This window comes from Bordetella genomosp. 5, assembly GCF_002261475.1.
Taxonomy (GTDB): domain Bacteria; phylum Pseudomonadota; class Gammaproteobacteria; order Burkholderiales; family Burkholderiaceae_B; genus Bordetella.
This window is the reverse complement of record NZ_NEVN01000004.1, coordinates 665,075-686,191: the sequence shown is the minus strand read 5'-3', so window position 1 is coordinate 686,191 and position 21,117 is coordinate 665,075. Positions and strand designations below refer to the sequence as shown.

The following is a 21,117-nucleotide window of genomic DNA, read 5'->3' as shown; positions in this document are numbered from 1 at the left end:
TCGGCCCGTCCCTCTCATACTCCGCACGCCCATTCCATGACTGAACACGCCTCTCCTGCCCTGCCCCACCGCGCGGCCCTCCTAGACACCCTGCGCCAGCCCCAGACCTGGGACGTGATCGTGATCGGCGGCGGCGCCACGGGCCTGGGCACCGCGGTCGACGCGGCGGCACGCGGCCTGCGCACGCTGCTGGTCGAAGGCGCCGACTTCGCCAAAGGCACCTCCAGCCGCGCCACCAAACTCGTGCACGGCGGCGTGCGCTACCTGGCCCAGGGCAACATCAGCCTGGTGCGCGAGGCCCTGCACGAGCGCGGTCTGCTGGCGCGCAATGCCCCGCACCTGGCCTGGCCGCTGGGCTTCGTGGTGCCCGCCTACACGCTGCTGGACCAGCCGTTCTACGGCATCGGCCTCAAGGTGTACGACATGCTGGCCGGCAAGCTGAATCTCGCGTCCAGCCGCTGGCTCTCGCGCGCCGACACGATCGCTCACGCGGCCACCGTCGCGCCCGAGGTCAATGGCAAGCGCCTGCGCGGGGGTGTGCTCTATTACGACGGCCAGTTCGACGACGCGCGCCTGGCGCTGGCGCTGATGCGCACGCTGTTCGACCAGGGCGGCACCGCGATCAACTACATGCGCGCCGAAGGGCTGACGCGCACGGACGACAAGATCGACGGCGTGACGCTGCGCGACGATATCGGCGGCGGCCAGTACACCGTGCAGGGTAAATGCATCATCAACGCGACCGGCGTCTGGGTGGACGCCGTGCGCCGCATGGACGATCCGCAGGCCCAGACCATGGTCGCCCCCAGCCAGGGCACGCACCTGACGCTGCCGCGCGAATTCCTGCCGGGCGACGACGCCATCCTGATTCCCAAGACCGACGACGGCCGCGTGCTGTTCGTGGTGCCGTGGAACGGCCACACCATCGTCGGCACGACCGACAGCCCGCGCTCGGACCTGCCGCTCGAGCCCAAGGCCGATGAGCGCGAAATCGACTTCATCCTGGAAACCGCGGGCCGCTACCTGACCCGCAAGCCGACGCGCGCCGACGTCACCAGCATCTGGGCCGGCCTGCGTCCGCTGGTGAAGGCCACCGGCGATGCCGCCACCAAGTCCCTGTCGCGCGAGCACACCATTCTGGTGTCGGCCTCGGGTCTGGTCACGGTCACGGGCGGCAAGTGGACGACCTATCGCCGCATGGCCCAGGACGTGATCGATACCGCCATCGAAAAACAGTTGCTGCCGCAACGACCCTGCGCGACGGCCGCCCTGCCGCTGCACGGCGCGCCGCGTCCGGGCACCGCGCTGCCGGCGGCCCAGGGCACGCCCGACAGCTACTACGGCACGGACCTGGCCACGGTGCGCGCCCTGCCGGGTGCCGACCGCATGCTGGTCAAGGCCAGCGGCCTGACCGAAGCTCACGTACGCTACGCCGCCCGCGCCGAGCTGGCGCGCACGGTCGAAGACGTGCTGGCGCGGCGCAACCGCGCGCTGTTCCTCGATGCGGCGGCCGCCGAAGCGGCCGCGCCCGAAGTGGCCCGTCTGCTGGCTGAAGAGCTGGGCCACGATGCCGTCTGGCAGCAGGCCCAGCAGACCGCCTTCGCGGCCGTCGCGGCGGGCTACCGCCTGCACTGAGGCCACGGAGGGCCCCGCCGCGTTCGCGACTTGGTTGATTCCTGACTCAGTTCTCGAGCGCGGCGAGCAACGCGCGGGCCGCCGCTTCCGACGAGGCCGGGTTCTGACCGGTGATGAGCAGGCCATCGCTGGCCACGTGCACGGCCCAGTCGGGTCCGCGCGTGTAGTGCCCGCCCAGCCGCTTGAGCTCGTCTTCCACCAGGAACGGCACCACCTTCTCGAGTTGCACCGCCCGCTCTTCGGTATCGGAGAAGCCCGTCACGTGCCGTCCCGCCACGAGCGGACGGCCATCGGCGGCCTTCGCATGGCGCAGCACGCCCGGCGCATGACAGACCGCGGCCACGGGCTTGCCCGCCGCGAGCAGCGTCTCGATCAGCGAGATCGAGCGGCGGTCTTCCGCCAGATCCCACAGCGGCCCATGGCCACCGGGATAGAACACGGCGTCATGCTCGGCCGCGTCGACCTGCGCGAGCGGCACCGTGGCGGCCAGGCGTGCCTGGGCCTCGGCATCGGCATCGAAACGGCGCGTGGCCTCGGTCTGCGCGTCCGGATCACTGCTCTTGGGATCGAGCGCCGGCTGCCCGCCCGCCGGCGAGGCCAGCACCAGCTCGGCGCCCGCATCCTTGAAGACGTAATAAGGCGCGGCGAACTCCTCGAGCCAGAAGCCCGTCTTGCGGCCCGTGTCGCCCAGCCGGTCGTGCGAGGTCAGCACCATCAGGATCTTCATCATGCACTCCCTTCGTCCGTGCCGACGCGCACGATGCGCTTGCCGGCGTTTTCTCCTCGCAACAGGCCGATGAGGCCCTGCGGCGCGGCCTGCAATCCCTCGACCACGTCCTCGCGATACTTGACCTGGCCTTGCTCCAGCCATCCCGTCATCTCGCGCCGGAACGCGCCGAATCCATCGGGATAGTCCTGCATGATGATGAAGCCCTGCACGCGCAAGCGCTTGGTCAGAATGGTACGCGTCAGCAGCGGCAGTCGATCCGGACCGTCGGGCAGCGACGTGGCGTTATAGGCCGAGATCAGGCCGCACACCGGAATACGTGCGCGGGTATTGAGACGCGGCAGGACCGCGTCGAAAGTCTTGCCGCCCACGTTCTCGAAATACACGTCGATGCCCTTGGGCGTGACCTCCGCGAGCGCGCCGGCCAGGTCCGGGCCACGATGATCCACGCACGCGTCCATGCCCAGCACTTCGACGGCGTAGCGGCACTTGTCGGCGCCGCCCGCCACGCCGACGACCCGGCAACCCTTCAGCCGTGCCACCTGCGCGACGACCGAGCCCACCGCGCCGGTGGCCGCGCCGACCACCACGGTTTCGCCGGGCTGGGGCTGGCCGATGTCCAGCAGCCCCTGGTAGCCGGTATAGCCCGGCATGCCCAGCACGCCCAGCGCATACGAGGGATGCTCCGGCGCCGCGCCGAGCGGCAGCAGACCCGTGCCATCCGACAGGCTGTAGTCCTGCCAGCCGGCATACGACAGCACCCAGTCGCCGACCTGATATTTGGGATGATGGCTGGCCACGACGCGACTGACCGTGCCGCCCACCATCACCGCGCCCAGCGCCACGGGATCGGCGTACGACGCCGCGTCGCTCATGCGGCCGCGCATGTAGGGATCGAGCGAGAGATAGACGGTGCGCAGCAGCACCTGGCCCTCGCCGGGTGTGGGCACCGCATCGGTCTCGAGCCGGAAATCCTCGGCAACGGGCTCGCCCTGCGGGCGCCGTGCGAGCACGACACGGCGATTGATCGTGGCGGATTGAGATGTCGTCATCGGATACAGCCTCCTCGCGCAATGCGCATGGTGGGCGCGGGTCCGCATGGCCGGTGACGCCGGCCGGGCAACCTGTCCGCGCCCGTTCCCTCTCTTTTACACCATGCGCCTTGCGGGGCCCTACGCACGCGGCGGCGTATCATGGAGCCCCGTTCGACAGCTCATTCCGCCTTCGCGGCGGCGCCCCTCCGACGATGGACATCTTCCAGCAATTGCAAGACCTGCTCGACGCGCAAGGCGCCACCTATCAGCTTCTGCGCCACGCGGCGGAGGGCCGTTCCGCCGAGGTGGCCGCGATCCGTGGCACGCAGGTCAGCCAGGGCGCCAAGGCTCTGGTCTGCCGCGTGAAAATGAGCTCCACCGTGCGCCAGCATGTGCTGGCCGTCTTCCCGGCCGATGGCCAGGCCGATCTCGACGCGATCGCCGCCGCGGCGGGTGGCAAGAAGGCATCGCTGGCCACGCGTGACCTCGCCCGCGAACTCACGGGCTGCGAGATCGGCGCGATTCCGCCCTTTTCGTTCAATCCGGATCTGATGCTGCTGGTGGATCCCACGCTCGAGCACCGTCATGAGCAGATCGTTTTCAACGCCGGCCGCCTCGACGCGTCGATCCTGATGCGGGCGGACGACTACTTTCGCATCGCGCGGCCCCGCGTGGCCCCCCTGGTGCGCCCGCCCGATGCCGCGCCCGTGCAGGCCGATTCCGCCCCGCCCGCCGGCGCGGCCGACGTCGACGCGACCTAGGATCCGCCATGTGCCTTGCCGTCCTCGCCCTTCATCATGTGCCCGGCATGCCGGTCCTGATCGCGGCCAACCGCGATGAGTTCCATGCCCGCCCCACCGAGCCCATCCACCCCTGGCCCGGGCAGCCGGTGCTTTATGCCGGCCGCGATCTGCAGGCCGGCGGCAGCTGGATGGGCACGACGGACCGGGGCCGCTTTGCACTGGTCACGAACTACCGCGAGGTCGGGCGCCAGCACACCGATGCGGTCTCGCGCGGCGCCCTGGTCGAAGCCTACCTGCGCGGCGACGAGGCGCCGGCCGACTACGTGGCGCGTGTGGCCCGCGAGGGGGAGCGCTACAACGGATTCAATCTCATCGTCGGCGATCTGCGTTCGGCCTGGTATTGCAGCAATCGCGACCCGGGCTCGCCGCGCCGGCTGGCGCCGGGCGTGTATGCGGTCTCCAACGCCCTGCTCGACACGCCCTGGCCGAAGCTGGTCCGCCTGAAAGCCGCTTTCACGCACGTGCTGGAACACGCCAACGCGGCCTTCGCGCAACAGATTCCGGCCCTGTACGCGGCGCTCGACGACCGCACCCCGGCCAGCGACGCCGATCTGCCGCGCACCGGCCTGCCGCTGGATCGCGAGCGCCTGTTGGGCAGCCCGTTCATCGTGAGCCCGGATTACGGCACGCGCAGCTCCACGCTGCTCGCCTGGCATGCCGACGGACGCGGCGAGCTGCACGAGCGCACCTTCGATCCGGACGCGCGCATCCGGCGCGAAACCGATCTGGCTTTCCGCGTCAGTCCAGGCTGAAAGCTCTGCCGGATTTGTTCACAACCGGCAACGAACTTGCATGGCTTCCCATGGTCGAATCAGACATTCCGGGATGAACGGCGACCGGGCTTTCGAACTGCCCCGCCGCGCCTGCCGGAACCGACCGATAGGAGTGTTCGCCATGAAGAAAAACCACGAACGTTCGATGATTGCCGCCGCGATGATCGCCGGCACCCTCGCCTTCTCCGGGCTCGCCCATGCCCAGGAAACCCTGCCCGTGCTGCCGCAGGCACAGACCCAGGGCTCGGTGCAATTTGTCTCGGGCGGCATCGGCGAAGGCCAGTCGCAGGCGCTGCAGAAGGCCTCGTCGCAGTACCGCCTCGCCCTCACCTTCGCCCAGCGCGGCGACGGCGGCCGCGGCGTCTACCTGGCCGACGTGCCCGTGCAGATCACCGACGCCAAGGGCGCCACGGTGCTCAACACCACCTCCCAGGGACCTTACCTGCTGGCCAACCTGCCGTCCGGCGAATACACCGTCAAGGCAAGTTCCAGCGGTGTCGAAAAAACGCAGAAGGTGAAAGTGGGCGCAAGCGGCACCACCCGCGCCAGCTTCGAGTGGCCGCTCAGCAAGTAAGCGGGCCACGCGCCTGGCGCCGCGGCGTCGGGCCCATTCGATTGCACGTCTGACCGCTGTGCGCCACGAAGGACGCAGGCCGGCATATTGCCGGCCTGTTTTTTATCCAGCAGCAAAGCCTGGCTCAGCGGCCCGAGAAGAGGATCACCACGTTGAGCACCAGGCCGGTCGCCCAGATGAGCGAGCGCAGCGTGCCGTAGCCGCCCACGTACAGCGCGACGTAGACGACGCGCGTGAGCAGCCAGGCGCCCATGAGCACGGCGAGATGGCGCGGATCGGCGTGGGTGTGCAACGCATACAGCACCGCCGCGTAGAAAAACGGCAGCGACTCGAACCCGTTGTTCTGCGCCGCATGCGCGCGCGCACGCCAGCCCTCCTGACGCGCGAGCCACTCGCGCGGCGCGTTGTTGTCGAAGCGCTTGCCGCCCGCCTTCGCCAGCCCGGCCGACACGATCGGCAGCACAGCGGCCACCACCATCAACCACGCGATCACATGCATCCCTGTCTCCTCCTCCGGCGACGGATGCCGGGCGTCACATGATTGCCTGCCCGTTTCAAGGCGTCAATCGGACCGGTGTCGCTTCGGCAGGTATGCGCCCGCACGGCGTCACGTCACGCAATCTCCGCGCCTTCGTCCGAACGCGCGCCGTGCCGCCCCCGGCCCTCGCATACACTGCTGCGCACCCCTGGCTTCCCTTGCCGCGCCATGCCTGCCCACGCCCCCTGGCTGATCCTGATTCCTTCTTACCTGCTGCTCTGGCCGCCGGCGACCCGGCGCGTCGCGCTGATGGGCATCGCCGCCGGTCTGCTGCTAGCCGCGATCGGCGGACAGATCGACGCGCGCGTGCTCGCCCCGCTCGCGCTGCTGGGCGCGTCCGCGTGGGCGGTGTGGCAAGGCAGCCCGCAAGGCGCGTCCGCGCGCGGCTGGCTCACGCCGGTGGGGCACGCGGTATTCGTGCTGACGGCCCTCGGCCTCGCGCTGCACCTGTTCCCCGGCTTTCACAACACGCGCGTCATCGACGGCGTCCGGTTCGATCCGCGGGCGGTGCCGTTCACGCTCTATCTGAACTTCGACAAACCGCTCGTCGCGGCCTGGATCCTGCTGGTGCTGGCCCCGCCCTGCCTGGGCCGCAGCGCGGCCGCCACGCTGCGCGCCGCGTGGATGGCCACCGCCGCCGCCTGCCTCGCGTGCCTGGGTCCGGCCTGGCTGTTCGACTACACGCGCTGGTCGCCTCATTGGCCGGCCCAGGGCGGGATCTGGCTGCTGAACAACGCCGTGCTCGTGACGCTGGCGGAAGAAGCGTTTTTTCGCGGCTATGTGCAGCAGCAGCTAAGCCGCAGGCTGGGCTTCGCGGCGGCATGCGGCATCGCCGCGTTGCTGTTCGGGTTGGCACACTGGGCGGGCGGGCCCGCCATGATCGCGCTCGCCACCGTGGCGGGACTCTGCTACGGCTGGGCGTACCGGCACGGCGGCCTGGCCGCGGCCGTGGCCGCGCATCTGGGGCTCAACACCGTGCACTTCGGCTTGTTCGTCTATCCCGCGCTGGCGGGCTGAAGCGGCGTGCGCCGGGTCAGTCGTCGCGCACGCGGCCCCGCATGCGCTTGACGTCGCCATGCTGGACCTTGCGCTGCACCCGCCGCTGTTGCGAGGCGCGCGTGGGGCGCGTCGCCTTGCGCGGACGCTCTTCGTGCAAGGCCTTGCGCAGCAGCACCAGCAGGCGCTCGACGGCGTCGGCGCGGTTCTTTTCCTGGCTGCGAAACGCCTGCGCCTTGATCACCACGACGCCCTCTTTCGTGACCCGATGATCGTCGAGCGCCATGACCTTGTCCTGCACCTCGGGCGGCAAACCGCTGGCGCGCAGGTCCAGGCGCAGGTGCACCGCGCTGGAGACCTTGTTGACGTTCTGGCCGCCGGCGCCCTGGGCTCGGATCATGCCGAAGACCAGATCGCGCGGATCCAGGTAGAAAGCGTCCTTGATATGCAACATAGGGCGTGAGTCTACCCCCTTATCGGGCCGCGTGCGGCAGCGTCCGCGCCTCGGTCGGGCGCAGGTTGGCCCGGTGCCGGTAAAATGCGGGATTGTTCTCCACCTCCGGCCTGTCCGCCCGGAGGCACCCGCATGACTTACTCCGCCAAAGAAATCTTCAAAACGCTGCAGGGCGAAGGCGCCCAGGCCGGCCGCGCGGCCGTGTTCTGCCGCTTCGCCGGATGCAATCTGTGGTCCGGCCGCGAAAGCGACCGGGCCAGCGCCGTCTGTACCTTCTGCGACACCGACTTCGTCGGCACCGATGGCGTGGGCGGCGGCAAGTTCGCCACGGCCCAGGCCCTGGCCGACACGCTCGCCCGCACCTGGGGCCCCGAGCGCGCCGGCCGCTATGTGGTCTTCACGGGCGGCGAACCACTGCTCCAGCTCGACACCCCGCTCATCGAGGCGGTGCATGCCGAAGGCTTCACCATCGCCATCGAGACCAACGGCACGGTCGAGCCGCCGCCCGGCATCGACTGGATCTGCGTCAGCCCCAAGGGCAGCTCCACCATCGTGGTGCGCAAGGGCAACGAGCTCAAGCTGGTCTATCCGCAGCGCGAAGCGCCGCCAGAGCGCTACGCCGATCTCGAGTTCGAGCACTTCTTCCTGCAGCCCATGGACAGCCCGCAGCGGCTGGCCCATACCGAGGCCGCGGTGCAGTACTGCATGCAACATCCGCAGTGGCGGCTGAGCGTGCAAACCCACAAATACATAGGCATTCCATGAACGTCCGCATGAGCACGACGAGGTACGCGTCGTGATTTCCGTTACCCGCAGGCTCGAATTCGACGCCGGCCATCGCATTCCCGACCATCGCAGCCAATGCCGCAACCTGCACGGGCACCGCTATGTGCTCGAGCTCACCCTCACGGGCGACATCGTGCAGGCGCCCGGCGAGTCCGACAACGGCATGCTGATGGACTTCTCCGAGATCAAGTCGATCGCAAAGACGCACGTCGTCGACGTCTGGGACCACGCGTTCCTGGTATTCGAGGGCGACACGGCGGTGCGCGCGTTCCTGGAAACGCTGCCCGGCCACAAGACCGTGGTGCTCGACCGCATCCCCACGGCCGAAAATCTCGCCACCATCATCTTCGGCATCCTCGCGCCGCACTACCACGGCCACTACGGCGCCGACCTGCGGCTCACGCGCGTGCGCCTCTACGAAACGCCCAACTGCTGGGCCGACTGCACCGCCTGAGTTCCCGGCACGGGCGCGCCGGCCGGCGCGCCCGCCGCTCGCTCTGCCCCCGCTCGCTCTGCCCCCGCTGCCGCCCGGCCCGCTGCCGTCGTGCCCGCCGCCGCCCTGGCCGCCGGCACTCCCTCGTTGCTCCCCTGACCGCCGCCTTCGACGCCACCGGTTCCCCGCCTCCCTGCCCGACCCTGGTCAATCCGCCCCCTTTTTGGTGAGCCGGGCCGGCTGCTCACCATTAGGCACAATCGATCAGAATTATTGCGATTTCCTATTTATTAGCTTCCTACTAAATAGGATACAATGCACTCCATGAACACGCCTTCCGACGCCCGCCTCATGGCCATGACCGCCAACCTCATGGTGCTCTCGCGCGCCTATCGCGGCGCGGCCGACAAGGCACTGGCCGACTTCGGCATGTCGCAGGCCACCGCCTGGCCGGTGATCCTCACCGGACGGCTCGGCGATGGCGTGCGCCAGGGCGTGCTGGCCGAGGCGCTCGGCGTCGAGGGGCCGTCGCTGGTGCGCGTGCTGGATCAGCTCGTCGCCGCCGGCATGATCGAGCGCCGCGAAGACGCCCAGGACCGCCGCGCCAAGACGATTCACCTGACCGATGCCGGCCAGGTGCTGCGCGAGCGCATCGAGGGCGTGCTCATTCAGTTGCGCCGGCAGCTGTTCGATGGCGTGAGCGAAGCCGATCTCGAGGTCTGCCTGCGCGTGTTCGACACCCTCAAGACCGCGCTGGGCCGCCAGTCGGCCGCCTCCATGGAGGACTACCGGCCATGAAGCTGCCCACCGCCGAGGAATCGCTCTTTTCGATCAAGTGTTACCTGGGCGCCATGTTGGCGCTTTATGTTTCGTACACCATCGGATTGCCGCGCCCCTTCTGGGCGGTCACCACCGCCTACGTGGTGTCGCAGCCCTGGTCGGGCGCCGTGCGCTCGAAGGCGGTGTACCGCCTGGGCGGCACCTTCTTCGGTTCGGCCATGACGGTGTATTGCGTGCCGCGGCTCGCCAACTATCCCGTGCTGATGACGCTGGTGATGGTGCTGTGGGTGGGCACCTGCCTCTATATCGCGGTGCTCGACCGCACGCCGCGCTCGTATCTCTTCATGCTGGCCGGCTACACGGCCGCCATGATCGGCTTTCCCAGCGTGACCGACCCGTCCACCGTGTTCGACACCGCGCTGGCCCGCGTCGAGGAGATCAGCCTCGGCATCCTCTGCGCCACGCTCGCCCACAGCCTGATCCTGCCGCGCGGCATCGCCGCGCCGCTCATGGGCCGCCTCGACGCCACGGTGCGCGATGCCCGCAGCTGGATTCAGGACGTGCTCAATCGCCGCGACGAGGCCCGCCATGCGCGCGACCGCCGCGTGCTGGCCAACGACATCACGCAGCTGCGCCTGCTCTCCACCCATGTGCCGTTCGACACGGGCAACATCCGCTGGACGGCCGACGCGCTGCGCGCCATGCAGGATCACATCGCCGCGCTCACGCCGGCCGTGTCCGCCGTCGAAGACCGGCTCCAGGCGCTCTCCGCCGCTGGCCACGAGCTGCCCGCGCCGGTGGCGCAGGTGCTCGACGATATTTCCGTCTGGATGGACGGCTCCCGCACCGCCACACGCGATCAGGCGGTGAAGCTGCGCGCCGCCCTCACCCGTCTGGAGCCCACGCTCGATGCACAGGCCAGCTGGCAGGACGCGCTGCTCACCAGCCTGCTCGTGCGGCTGCGCGAGCTGGTCGACACCTACGATGCGTGCCTGGCGCTGCGCCTGGACATCCGCGACGGCCTGCACGGCGTGCCGCATCTGTCGGCGCGGCCCCGCCGCCTCACCCGCGGCCAGGCCCTGCATCGGGATCACGGCATGGCGCTGCTCTCGGCGCTCGCTGCCGGCGTCGCGATCTCGATCTGCTGCCTGTTCTGGATCGGCACGGCCTGGACCAACGGCGCGACCGCCGCCATGATGGCCGCGATCTTCAGCTGCTTCTTCGCCGCGCAGGACAACCCCGTGCCCGGCATCATGCAGTTCCTGACCTACACGATCTACTCGATCCCGCTGTCGGCGCTGTACCTGCTCGGCATCATGCCCGCCGTGCATTCGTTCGAAATGCTGGCCCTGACGCTGTTTCCGGTGGCGTTCGTGACGGGCGTGTACATCATGCGGCCGGCCAGCACGGGTAAGGCGATGGCGGTGTTCTTCGGCCTGACCGGCACGCTCGCGCTGCACGACACCAACACGGCCGACCTCGTGTCCTTCCTCGACACGGTGGTCGCCCAATGCATCGGCGTCGCCATGGCCGCCCTGATCGCCGCGCTGTTCCGCAGCGTGAGCGTCGAAGCCAGCGCGCGCCGCATCCAGGCCGCCAATTGGCGCGAGCTGATCGCGCTGGCCGGCAATCGCCGCGTGCCTGGACGCCAGGCCTACGCGAGCCGCATGCTCGATCGCATCGGTCTGCTGCAGCCGCGCCTGGCCCTGAGCAAACGCGCCGACGATCAGTTGGCCGACGACGCCCTGAAGGATCTGCGGGTGGGCAAGGACATCGCCGAATTGCAGCGCGCGCGCCGCCATCTGCCGGTCGCCGACGTGGCGATCCAGCCCGTGCTCGATGGCCTGGGCAATTTCTTTCGCGAGCGCAACGCGGGCCGGCGCGGCACGCGCACGCCCGAGCTGCTCGATCGCATCGATCAGGCGCTGGCCAGCGTGTGCGCCAGCGCGAACCACTCCGAGGGCCCGCGTGCGGACGCCCCCGGTACGGACGCGCCGCGCACGGGCGGACCCCGCATGGGCGGCCCCCGCACGGGCGGACCCCGCACGGGCGGACCCCGCGAGCGCGCCGTGGTGGCGCTGGTGGGTATCCGGCGCGCCCTTTTCCCCGATGCCGAAGACTATCGTCCGCGGCGTCTTGATTCCGCAGGGTATGCATCATGATCGGCGAATTCAATTTCTACGGCGTCTTCTTTCCGTGGCTGCTGGTGCTGGCCGTGCCCACCCTGGCCGTGGCGTGGATGACGCGGCGCGTGCTGGCACGGGTCGGCTTCTACCGCCTCGTGTGGCACCCCGCGCTGTTCGATCTGGCGCTGTTCGTGGTGCTGCTGTATGGCGCCAGCCTGATTTCCCCTTATTTTTTCCAGAGATAGCAGTATGAAACTCCCAACCATGCTTCGCCCCGCTGCGCTCGGCCGTTATGCCGTGACGGCGCTCGTCGTGGCCGCCGCCGCGTACGCCGGCTGGCAGCTCTGGGTGCACTACGAAGTCGAACCCTGGACCCGCGATGGCCGCGTCAAGGCCAACGTGGTGCAGGTCGCACCCGACGTGTCCGGCCTCGTCACCCAGGTGCCGGTGCACGACAACCAGGACGTCAAGGCCGGCGACGTGCTGTTCGAGATCGACCGCGCCCGATTCGCGCTGGCGCTCGACCAGGCCGACGCCGCCGTGCGCGCCCAGCAGGTCGCCCACGATCAGGCCGCGCGCGACGTCAAACGCAATCGTTCGCTCGGACAGCTCGTGTCGGCCGAGACGGTCGAACAGAGCCAGACCCGTCTGCAGCAGACCGACGCCGCGCTCGCGCAGGCCAAGGTCCAGCTCGACGTGGCCAAGCTCAATCTCGAACGCAGCCGCGTGATCGCGGCGGTCGACGGCCGCGTCACCAACCTCGATCTGCGCGTGGGCGCCTATGCCACCGCCGGTCATCCCGTCATGGCCCTGGTCGATGCCCATTCGTTCTACATCGAGGGCTACTTCGAAGAGACCAAGCTGGTACGCATCAAAGAAGGCGATGCCGCCCTCGTCACGTTGATGGGCGACGACCGCCAGATCCGCGGCCATGTCGAAAGCATCGCCATGGGCATCGCCGATCGGGACCGCAGCACCAGCGCCAACCTGCTCCCCAATGTGAACCCGACGTTCAATTGGGTGCGGCTCGCGCAGCGCATCCCGGTGCGCGTCAAGATCGACAGCATTCCCGACGGCGTGCGGCTGGTCGCCGGTCAGACGGCCACGGTCGCCATCGACAACGCCACGCCTGCCGCGGCTACCGCGGCCGCCCCGGCGGCCAGCACGCCGCCGTCCGGTCGCGCGGGCTGATCGCACTTTTCTTTTATCGTTTGCCTACAGAAGTCTTGCCATGAAAACCCGCCTACTCCTGCCGCTTGCGTTCGCGCTCGCGCTGGCCGGCTGCGCCGCCGTCGGTCCCGACTATCACGTGCCCGCCGAGGCCGTGGTCAAGCGCGACGCGGCCCAGGGGCCGTTCACGCAGGCCGAGGCGATGGTCAGCCGGGCGCCGCTGCCGGCGCACTGGTGGCGCCTATATCAAGATCCCACGCTCGACGGGCTGGTCGAACAGGCGCTCGCCGCGAACACCGATCTGCGCGTGGCGGCCGCCAATCTCGAGCGCGCGCAGGCCGTCACGCGCGAGACGCAGGCGGGCCAGGAGCCCACGTTGGGCGTCAACGCCTCGCCGACCTTCGGTCATGGCTCCGGCATCCAGCAACTGCAGCCCGACACCCGCCCGCAAGACCGATGGTCGTATTCGAGCGGCGTCAGCATCGCCTATCAGGTCGATCTGTTCGGCCAGATCCGGCGCGCGATCGAAGCCGCGCAGGGCGACGAGGCCGCCGCGCAGGCCGCCTACGACAGTGCCCGCGTCACGCTGGTCGCCGAGACCACCCGTGCCTACGCCGATATGTGTGCGGCCGGCATGCAGCTCGCCTCCGCGCGGCAGTCGGTCAAGGTGCAACGCGATTCGTTGCAGGCGGTCGAGCGGCTGCAGCAGGCGGGCCGCGGCACCGCCCTCGATGTCTCGCGCGCCCGCGGTCAGCTCGAGCAACTGCAGGCCAATCTGCCGCCTTTCCAGGCCCAGCAGCGCATCGCGCTGTACCGTCTCGCCGCCCTCACCGGCCGGGCGCCGGCCGAGTTGCCCACGACGCTGCTGCAATGCGCGCAGCCCCCGCGCCTGACGCAGACGATCCCGGTGGGCGACGGCGCGGCCCTGCTGCGGCGCCGGCCCGACGTCCGTCAGGCCGAACGCACGCTGGCCGCGGCCACGGCGCGCATCGGCGTGGCCACGGCCGACCTCTATCCGAAAATTTCGCTCGGCCTGTCCGGCGCCTCGGGCGGACCGGCCAGCATGCTGGGCGACCGAGGCACGTTCAGCTGGAGCGTCGGGCCGCTGATCAGCTGGACGCTGCCCAACACCGGCGCCGCGCAGGCCCGCATCGCCGAGGCCCAGGCCTCGACCAAGGCCGCGCTCGCGCGCTTCGACGGCACGGTACTCAACGCCCTGCGCGAAACCGAGAGCGCGCTGGTGAGCTATGCGCGTCAGCTCGATCGCGACGCCGCACTGAGCGCGGCACGCGACCAGAGCCGCCTCGCGGCGCAGCAGGCGCGCCAGCTGTTCACGCTGGGCAAGACCGACTACCTCACGGTGCTCGACGCCGAACGCACGCTGGCTGCCAACGAAAGCGCGCTGGCCGCCTCGCAGGCGCAGCTCTCGTCGGATCAGGTGGCGCTGTTCCTGGCGCTCGGCGGTGGCTGGGAAGACGCCGGCGCGCCTGCCGCGCTGCGCTGAGCAGGCGCCGGCAGAGCGCTCGTCCGCGCGCTGTTCAGGCGGAATCCGGGCGCTCGCACAGCGCACGGATCGCGCCGAGATCGCCCAGACGGGCGAGCCCGCGGATCTGCTCGCCCAATGCGTCGAGCGCGGGATCGCGCGCCCGCAGCGCGCGCGCCCAGTCCATCAGGTCGGAAATGGCGCCGCTGTCGAGCAGCGCGTGCAGCTGTCGCAGATCGTCGGCGGACAGTCGCGGCGCGGACGCCGACACGGGCGCGGGTGCCGCCACCTCGTTCACCGACAGCCGCAACAACCTGGCCAGCACGTGCCTCAGGTCCACCAGGCTGATGGGCTTGAGCAGGCTCGCGTCGTAACCCGCACCGCCGCCCGACCGCGTGTCGTGCGGCGTGGCCGACACCGCGACCACCGGCACCTCGGGCCAGCGTGCGCGCGCGGCCGCCAGCACCGCCGCGCCGTCGGCACCTTCCATGCGGTGGTCCGTGAGGATCAGGTCCGGCCGTGGCGCATCCGCGCGCTGAATGCGCGCCAGCATGCCGAGCCCGTCGGCCTCGCTCTCGACCGCGAAGCCCAGGCTGGTCAGCTCCTCGACCAGGAACTCGCGGATTTCCGGCGTATCTTCGGCCAGCCACAGTTGCTTGCCCTGCCCCTCGAGCGCCGGCAACGCGTGCGCCGCCGTCGCGAGGTAGTGATGCGACACTCGGGATTCGTCCAGCACCCGGACCGGCAGGGTCACGTGCACGGAGGTGCCCTCGCCCACCCTGCTATCGACGCGAACGTGGCCATCCATGCGCTCGGTCCAGTGCTGCACGATGGCCAGGCCCAGGCCCACGCCGGGCTGGCTGTCCGCCGCCGCAAGCCGCTGGAACGGCTCGAAAATGCGCTGCAGGTCTTCCGGCGCGATGCCGCTTCCGGTATCACGCACCGAGAGCACGAGATGCCCTGAAACGGCGTCCGTCGCCGATGCCGCGGCGGCCGGTGCCGCCGCACCGTCCACCTCGCGGTAGTCCGCGGTCAGCGTCAGGACACCGTGCTGCGTGAACTTGGCGGCGTTGTCGATCAGATTGGACAGCACCTGCCGCACGCGCCTGCCGTCGAGATCCAGCACGGTCGGCACCTCGGCCGACACGCGCAGCACGAAGCGATTGCCGTTGCGCGCCGCGATCGGGCCGGCCTCCTTCGCAATCACGTCCAGCAGCGCGTGCACGTATTCGGGCGAAAGCCGCAGCGCCTGGCCGCCCGCCCCCGCCGCGTAATCGATCAGGTCGTTGACCATGCCCAGCATATGGTCGGCGCTGCGGCGAATGATCGTGCCGCGCGGCGCGTCGTCGCGCCCACCGGCCTGGATCAGATCCGCGAAGCCGATGATGGACGTGAGCGGCGTGCGCAGGTCGTGGCTGATGCGGGCCAGGAAGTCCTGGCGCACCCGCCCTGCCTCGTCGGCGCGAATGAGCGCGGCCTGCAGGGCCTGCGTACGCTCGGTCACGGCCTGATCGAGCCGCTGGTGTTCGCGTTCGCGCGCCTGGGTCAGGGCCTCCTGGGCCGCCAGCCGTTCCTGGCGTTGCTGCCGCGCCCGGCCGTGCAACAGCACGCCCAGCATCAACGAGATCGCCATCAGGTCCCACGCAATCTCCGGCCCGCCGCCCCAACTGCCCGGCAACAGCCCGTGGATAAAGGCCAGTCGCAGCACCAGGCACACCAGATAGACCGCGAACGACAGCAGAAACACGCGCGCATTGGCATGACCCCGGCGCCATCCATCCACCATCGACACCAGCCAGACCAGGGCCCACAGCAGCACCAGCCCGATCATCGCCTGTGCGCTGACGCGGTAATCGCCCAGCGCGGCCCACACGCAGCCGATCGCACCGCAGACGGTGAGCGCGTGATACACCCAGCGCCACAGCCGCACGCGCTGCAGATCCGCGAAGCGCATGGCCATGTAGCCGAAGAGTGTCGTGGCCAGCGTCGCGAGCACCGTCGGGGCGCGCAGCACCCATTCGCCGCCGTCGGTCAGCACATAGCGATACAGCAGACCATGAAACGCCAGGCTGTAGAGGATCTCGGCGAGAATGGCCACGGCCAGCAGCAGGAACACCGGATCGCGCTGCGACACCCCCAGCAAGGCCGTGTAGAGGCACACCATCGCCAGCGCGCCGATCAACAGCGCCATCACCAGCGTGCCGCGCTGCTCCACGCCCACGAAGGCCGCGGGCGTCCAGAGCACGGGTTCCATGTTGATCGCAGAGCGGCTCTGCACCCGGACCAGCACCGTCATCCGCTCACCCGGCGCCAGCAGCAAAGGCAGGACCGACACGGTGGCGGGCACTTCGCGCAGCGACAGGGGCTCGCGGTTGCCGGCGAGCAAGGTCTTGAAGGGGCGCTGTGTGTCGTCGTCGAACAGGTAGAAACGGACGTCTTCCAGCCGCGGCACGCCCAGCGACAGCCAGCGCTCCTGGATGTCCGGCGTGGAATTGCTCACTTCGAGGCGCAGCCAGAATGCCGAGGCCGAGTAGCCGCGATTCAGCCAGGCCGCGCTCACGGGCTGCCAGGCCGCGTGCAGCATGTCGGCGGCTTCCTGCCGGCCGGCGCGATCCTCCACGCCACGCAGCACGCCCTCCAGGCGCAGGCTGCCACTGAGCGCGCTCAGATCCACCACGGGTTGCGGCGGCTGGCCGCGCGCGGGCATGAAGAACCCGGACAGCAAGAGCAGAAGAACGAGAACAGAGACCAGCGACCGCGGCCACGCGCTGTGGCGGTCAGGCATGCGGATCCGACTCCTGGCGCAACGCCGTCGGCGGCATACCGAAACGCTCGCGAAACGCCGTGGAGAAATTGCCGCGGTTGCCGTAGCCCACCGCCTGCGAGATCGCCTGAATATCCAGGCCGGTCTCGCACAACAGGCGGCGCGCTTCGCGCATGCGCTCTTCACGCAAAAACTCGAACACGGTGGTGCCCGCGCAGCGGCGGAACGCCTGGTTCAGGCGCCGTGCGTTGGTGCCCAGCGCCTGCGCCAGCGGCATCAACTCCGGCGTGTGGTCCAGCCGCTCGCGCAGCAGCTTGCGCGCGGCCCGAAACAGCACGCCGTCGAGCGAGGCGCCGGCGGCGGCCGCCGACATGCCCTCTTCCGGGCGCGGCTCGGGCGGCGCCGCCGGCGCCACCCGCAGATGAATCAGGAGGCGCAGGCGCACCTCTTCGAAGTCGAACGGCTTGGTCACGTAATCGACCGCGCCGGCCGACAGGCCCGCCACGCGCTCGTTGGGCAACACCGCCGCCGTCAGGAAGATGATCGGGATGCCGTGCGTGGCCCGGTCGGCCTTCAACAGGCGGCAGGCCGCGACGCCATCGCAGACCGGCATCGTGACATCCATCAGGATGATGTCGGGCTGCACCAGCAGCGCCTTCCGATAGCCGTCGTTGCCGTCTTCGGCCACATAGACCCGGCAATCCTGGCTGGTCAGGAAGTCCACCAGCAGCATGCGGTCTTCGGGGCGATCCTCGACGACGAGCACGCGCAAGCCGGCAAGCTGGCCGGGTGCCAGCGGATCGGGGGCGTCATTCATGCCGCGCATTCTTCCACGGCGGCCCGCGGCCGGACGCACTGCGACAGACATCTCTCCTGCCGCCGCACGAATATTTTTCCTTGCGGCAAACCTGTCCTGCATTCCAGCAAACCTCGCAGATCAAAACGCTATCTGGCGATGATAACGTTTGTTACAGCGCCCCACCAACGGGGGCTCCAGCGCAGTTGGCACACAAGCATGAGTTCACTTCTTCAAGCGCCCCGCCGGGGCGTCCCGACCCTGGGCTGGGACCTGGTATACGCCGTCGAGATCTCGCATCTGAACGCGCGCATCGCGGCCGGGCAACCTGCGCCGCGGCAATTTTCCTCGGCCTACGGTGAAGAAATTTCCGTCGAGGGCACGCTGGGCGCATGGCAGATCGTGCCCGGCGGCGGGGCGGATCGGATCTTCCTGCAGATTCCCATCCTGCATGCCAGCATGCGGCACGCCGACCGCATCCAGACTTTTTATGGCTCGGTCACGGTGTCGGTCAGCCTGGCCTACGTGGCCGAGGCTGAAGGTCACACGTTGCGGATCCGGAGCGATCGCGACGACGACAAAGCCGCCTTCCATATCGAACGCACGGACCTCGGCGCGCTGTGCGGGCTGATGGGGCGTTCCATGGTCGAATCCTCGTTGCACGACTGGATCGCCACCCATGCCGGGGCCTTCCGACATGCGCTCGCCACCATCGCGCTCGATCCGCCGCGCACCGACGCGCCGCACGCCTGGCTCAAGCCCACCACCATCAGCTACGCCTATGCCGACCGGCCGGCGCGCGGCGACGGCGTGCTCGCCATTCTGGCCATGACCAACGGCCGCCCGGGCGGACACCTCAAGCAGCAGGTGATGGCCAGCGTGATCGCCGACAAGCAGCCGGCGGCCATGCTGATCTCGCCGCACCTGCTGCTGGACAGACTGATCCTGCCTGCGCTGGCCCTTGCCTATCCGGGCACGCAGCGCGAAGACTTCGAGTTCGTGGGCGACTTCCCGATGCTGCAGCTCAAGGCGCCGCGTCCGCTCGGCGTCGATCAGGACGACGGCTTGCCCGCCGCCCCCACCCTGCACTCGCTCACCCTGTCTTTCACGGGCAATCAATTCGTCTGCGAGAGCGAAACCTCGTTGAGCGACGGCGTCGTCACCGAACATCGGCGCGTGCTGAGCCGCCAGGTGCTGCGCATGCAGACCGACGCCGAGGGCCGGCGTCGCATTGCGTTCGTTCAGGAGGGCGAGGCCGAAGTGCATCCGTGGAGCACGATGCACGCCGACGCGCCGAGCCGGACATCCCCGGCCCCCGCCTGGCAGCCGGCGATGGCCGGCGTCGTGTCGCTGCTGGTGAACGGCCCCGTCATGCTGGGCGGCCTGGCGCTTGCGGCCCTGACGGGCGGCCTGCCGCCGCATGCAGACGCCGAGCCCGCCGACCCATCCTGTGGCGGGCCGTGGGGCCTGCCGGCCGAGCCGCTCGCGTGCGATGCGAGCCGCCCGTTCGCCTGGGATGGCAGCGCATCGTTTGCGCTGAAGTCGGTCGACCTGGCCGAGAGCCTGCGCTTTTCCGGCACGCCCTGGCCCCAGGCCTGACCGCGGCCTGGCTCAGCCGCGGCCGACGAACGGCATGTTGGTCGCCATGATGGTCATGAACTGAACATTGGCGTCGAGCGGCAGCTTGGCCATGGCCACCACGGCGTGCGCCACGTGCGCCACGTCCATGCGCGGCTCGACCGAGGTCGTGCCGTTGGCCTGGAGCACCCCCTTGGCCATGCGCTCGGTCATGTCGGTCGCGGCATTGCCGATATCGATCTGACCGCAGGCGATGTCGTACTGACGGCAGTCGAGCGAAATCGACTTGGTGAGGCCGGTCACGGCATGCTTGGTGGCCGTATACGCGATCGAATACGGCCGCGGCGCATGCGCCGAGATCGAGCCGTTGTTGATGATGCGTCCGCCGCGCGGATTCTGGGCCTTCATCAGCCGGATCGCGGCCTGGGCGCAGAAGAACATGCCGTTCAGATTGGTATCGACCACCTCGCGCCAGGTCTCGATCGGCAGATCCTCGATCGGCACCGCCGGCGCGCCGCGCCCGGCATTGTTGAACAGCACATCCAGGCGGCCATACTCGCGCTGCGTCGTTTCGAACAGCTCGCGCACGGATTCTTCGCGCGTCACGTCGGTGGGCACCACCAGCGCCCGCACGCCATCTTCGCCCGCCGCGATGCGGGTCTGGTCCAGCGGCTCGCGGCGCCGTCCGGCGAGCACGACCCGATATCCCTGGGCCAGGAACTCGAGCGCGACGGCGCGGCCGATGCCGGTCCCCGCGCCAGTGACCAGGGCGACCCGGGCAACCGGGATCTCGGGCGTTTCAGACGTTTGGGAATTCACGGATCGCTCCAGCGGTAGATTTGTAACCGCGCCATCCTACCCCAAAGGTCGCGGGTGCATTGCAAGCGCCGGTGACGATTTTGCTCCAGCCTTGCAACACCTTGGCGTAGCCTTCCGCACGGGGCCGGCGCGCCGCGATCCGTGCCGATTTGCTATGCTTCGCCTCTCGTTCCGTGTGTTTTCCGCTCCATGTCCGCTCACTCCGGCAATGTTTTCATGGTCGTCGCCCCCAGTGGCGCCGGCAAATCCAGCCTGGTCCGCGCTCTGCTCGACCGCGACCCGTCCATCGTGCTGTCGATTTCCTGCACCACGCGCGCGCCGCGTCCGGGTGAAGAGGATGGCCGCGAATATCGTTTCGTTACGCCCGAGGCGTTCAACGAGATGCGCGAAGGCCAGCAGTTGCTCGAATGGGCCGAGGTGCATGGCAACTTTTATGGCACGCCGCGCGACCGGATCGACGCCGCCACCAAGGCCGGCCAGGATGTCCTGCTCGAGATCGACTGGCAGGGTGCGCGCCAGGTGCGCCAGCGTTACCCCGACGCGATCGGGATTTTCATCCTGCCGCCCTCGATCGAAGAGCTCGAGTCGCGCCTGAAGGCGCGCGGCCAGGATGCCCCGCAAGTGATCGCGCGCCGCCTGCTGGCGGCGGGGGGCGAAATCGCCCACGCGCCTGAATGCGAATATGTTATTATTAATCAAGAATTTAGCGTAGCCCTCGCGGAGCTGAACCAGATCGTCAGCGCCGCACGGCTACGTTTTTCGTCTCAGGCTGTCCGAAATTCCCAGTTGTTCGCACAACTCGGCATCCCGGCCGCACACTGAAGCGATCCCCTATCACCCGTCAGCAT

At 69.2% G+C, this 21,117-nt stretch carries 21 protein-coding genes; 14 read left to right on the top strand and 7 right to left on the bottom strand.

Going from position 1 to position 21,117, the window contains the following annotated elements; translation table 11 throughout:
* Positions 1-36 precede the first annotated feature (36 nt).
* Positions 37-1,635 (top strand): glycerol-3-phosphate dehydrogenase/oxidase, encoded by a 1,599-nt coding sequence (locus CEK29_RS09610; protein WP_094799357.1) that lies wholly within the window; start codon positions 37-39, stop codon positions 1,633-1,635.
* A gap of 46 nt (positions 1,636-1,681) precedes the next feature.
* Here the strand turns inward: CEK29_RS09610 and CEK29_RS09605 are convergent, their stop codons facing one another.
* Together CEK29_RS09605 and CEK29_RS09600 are read right to left on the bottom strand one after the other, a co-directional pair.
* On the bottom strand, positions 1,682-2,362 hold the full coding sequence (locus tag CEK29_RS09605; RefSeq protein ID WP_094857939.1) for a type 1 glutamine amidotransferase domain-containing protein: 681 nt from the start codon (positions 2,360-2,362) through the stop codon (positions 1,682-1,684).
* Positions 2,362-3,414 carry an NADP-dependent oxidoreductase gene (locus tag CEK29_RS09600; RefSeq protein WP_094799355.1) on the bottom strand — a complete coding sequence of 351 codons (1,053 nt, stop codon included), beginning with the start codon at positions 3,412-3,414 and terminating at the stop codon, positions 2,362-2,364. The genes CEK29_RS09605 and CEK29_RS09600 overlap by 1 nt, the downstream gene beginning before the upstream one ends.
* Positions 3,415-3,608: 194 nt before the next feature.
* On the opposite strand from CEK29_RS09600, the gene CEK29_RS09595 reads away from it, so the two are divergent.
* The 3 genes from CEK29_RS09595 to CEK29_RS09585 all read left to right on the top strand — a co-directional run bounded on the left by CEK29_RS09595 (position 3,609) and on the right by CEK29_RS09585 (position 5,546).
* Positions 3,609-4,157: a YbaK/EbsC family protein gene (locus tag CEK29_RS09595; RefSeq protein WP_094857938.1), complete on the top strand. Its 549-nt coding sequence runs from the start codon at positions 3,609-3,611 to the stop codon at positions 4,155-4,157.
* A gap of 8 nt (positions 4,158-4,165) precedes the next feature.
* Positions 4,166-4,951, top strand: coding sequence for an NRDE family protein (locus tag CEK29_RS09590; RefSeq protein WP_094857937.1), 786 nt, complete (start codon positions 4,166-4,168; stop codon positions 4,949-4,951).
* A 142-nt stretch (positions 4,952-5,093) separates the two neighbouring features.
* On the top strand, positions 5,094-5,546 hold the full coding sequence (locus CEK29_RS09585; protein ID WP_094857936.1) for a carboxypeptidase-like regulatory domain-containing protein: 453 nt from the start codon (positions 5,094-5,096) through the stop codon (positions 5,544-5,546).
* Between the two features lie 124 nt (positions 5,547-5,670).
* On the opposite strand, the gene CEK29_RS09580 is transcribed toward CEK29_RS09585, so the two are convergent.
* Complete coding sequence (locus CEK29_RS09580) at positions 5,671-6,045, bottom strand: MAPEG family protein (RefSeq protein ID WP_094799351.1); 375 nt, start codon at positions 6,043-6,045, stop codon at positions 5,671-5,673.
* Between the two features lie 207 nt (positions 6,046-6,252).
* Between CEK29_RS09580 and CEK29_RS09575 the strand changes: the two genes are divergently transcribed.
* On the top strand, positions 6,253-7,101 hold the full coding sequence (locus tag CEK29_RS09575) for a CPBP family intramembrane glutamic endopeptidase (protein WP_094857935.1): 849 nt from the start codon (positions 6,253-6,255) through the stop codon (positions 7,099-7,101).
* 16 nt (positions 7,102-7,117) lie between these two features.
* Here CEK29_RS09575 and arfB read toward each other — a convergent pair whose 3' ends face one another.
* Positions 7,118-7,534, bottom strand: coding sequence for an alternative ribosome rescue aminoacyl-tRNA hydrolase ArfB (gene arfB, locus CEK29_RS09570; protein WP_094799349.1), 417 nt, complete (start codon positions 7,532-7,534; stop codon positions 7,118-7,120).
* A gap of 132 nt (positions 7,535-7,666) precedes the next feature.
* On the opposite strand from arfB, the gene queE reads away from it, so the two are divergent.
* From queE to CEK29_RS09535, 7 genes are all read left to right on the top strand, one after another.
* Entirely contained in the window at positions 7,667-8,299 is a 633-nt protein-coding gene (gene queE / locus CEK29_RS09565; protein WP_094799348.1) for a 7-carboxy-7-deazaguanine synthase, read from the top strand.
* Positions 8,300-8,330: 31 nt separating this feature from the next.
* Entirely contained in the window at positions 8,331-8,774 is a 444-nt protein-coding gene (gene queD, locus CEK29_RS09560; protein WP_094799347.1) for a 6-carboxytetrahydropterin synthase QueD, read from the top strand.
* Between the two features lie 303 nt (positions 8,775-9,077).
* Complete coding sequence (locus CEK29_RS09555; RefSeq protein ID WP_094799346.1) at positions 9,078-9,551, top strand: MarR family winged helix-turn-helix transcriptional regulator; 474 nt, start codon at positions 9,078-9,080, stop codon at positions 9,549-9,551.
* The gene (locus CEK29_RS09550; RefSeq protein WP_094857934.1) at positions 9,548-11,695 is read left to right on the top strand and encodes an FUSC family protein; all 2,148 of its coding nucleotides are present in this window, start codon (positions 9,548-9,550) and stop codon (positions 11,693-11,695) included. The genes CEK29_RS09555 and CEK29_RS09550 overlap by 4 nt, the downstream gene beginning before the upstream one ends.
* Positions 11,692-11,904 (top strand): DUF1656 domain-containing protein, encoded by a 213-nt coding sequence (locus CEK29_RS09545; protein ID WP_094799344.1) that lies wholly within the window; start codon positions 11,692-11,694, stop codon positions 11,902-11,904. The genes CEK29_RS09550 and CEK29_RS09545 overlap by 4 nt, the downstream gene beginning before the upstream one ends.
* Positions 11,905-11,908: 4 nt before the next feature.
* On the top strand, positions 11,909-12,850 hold the full coding sequence (locus CEK29_RS09540) for an efflux RND transporter periplasmic adaptor subunit (protein WP_094799343.1): 942 nt from the start codon (positions 11,909-11,911) through the stop codon (positions 12,848-12,850).
* Between the two features lie 40 nt (positions 12,851-12,890).
* The gene (locus CEK29_RS09535) at positions 12,891-14,333 is read left to right on the top strand and encodes an efflux transporter outer membrane subunit (RefSeq protein ID WP_094857933.1); all 1,443 of its coding nucleotides are present in this window, start codon (positions 12,891-12,893) and stop codon (positions 14,331-14,333) included.
* 34 nt (positions 14,334-14,367) lie between these two features.
* On the opposite strand, the gene CEK29_RS09530 is transcribed toward CEK29_RS09535, so the two are convergent.
* Both CEK29_RS09530 and CEK29_RS09525 read right to left on the bottom strand, forming a co-directional pair.
* Positions 14,368-17,097 carry a hybrid sensor histidine kinase/response regulator gene (locus CEK29_RS09530; RefSeq protein WP_094857932.1) on the bottom strand — a complete coding sequence of 910 codons (2,730 nt, stop codon included), beginning with the start codon at positions 17,095-17,097 and terminating at the stop codon, positions 14,368-14,370.
* On the bottom strand, positions 17,090-17,902 hold the full coding sequence (locus CEK29_RS09525) for a response regulator transcription factor (protein ID WP_094857931.1): 813 nt from the start codon (positions 17,900-17,902) through the stop codon (positions 17,090-17,092). Before CEK29_RS09525 ends, CEK29_RS09530 begins: the two co-directional genes overlap by 8 nt.
* Before the next feature lie 189 nt (positions 17,903-18,091).
* Between CEK29_RS09525 and CEK29_RS09520 the strand changes: the two genes are divergently transcribed.
* Positions 18,092-19,471: a TULIP family P47-like protein gene (locus CEK29_RS09520; RefSeq protein WP_176456869.1), complete on the top strand. Its 1,380-nt coding sequence runs from the start codon at positions 18,092-18,094 to the stop codon at positions 19,469-19,471.
* Between the two features lie 12 nt (positions 19,472-19,483).
* Here the strand turns inward: CEK29_RS09520 and CEK29_RS09515 are convergent, their stop codons facing one another.
* Positions 19,484-20,269, bottom strand: a complete 786-nt coding sequence (locus CEK29_RS09515) for an SDR family oxidoreductase (RefSeq protein ID WP_249278986.1) — start codon at positions 20,267-20,269, stop codon at positions 19,484-19,486.
* Positions 20,270-20,458: 189 nt separating this feature from the next.
* On the opposite strand from CEK29_RS09515, the gene gmk reads away from it, so the two are divergent.
* Positions 20,459-21,091: a guanylate kinase gene (gene gmk / locus CEK29_RS09510; RefSeq protein WP_094799338.1), complete on the top strand. Its 633-nt coding sequence runs from the start codon at positions 20,459-20,461 to the stop codon at positions 21,089-21,091.
* The last annotated feature ends 26 nt before the right edge of the window (positions 21,092-21,117 follow it).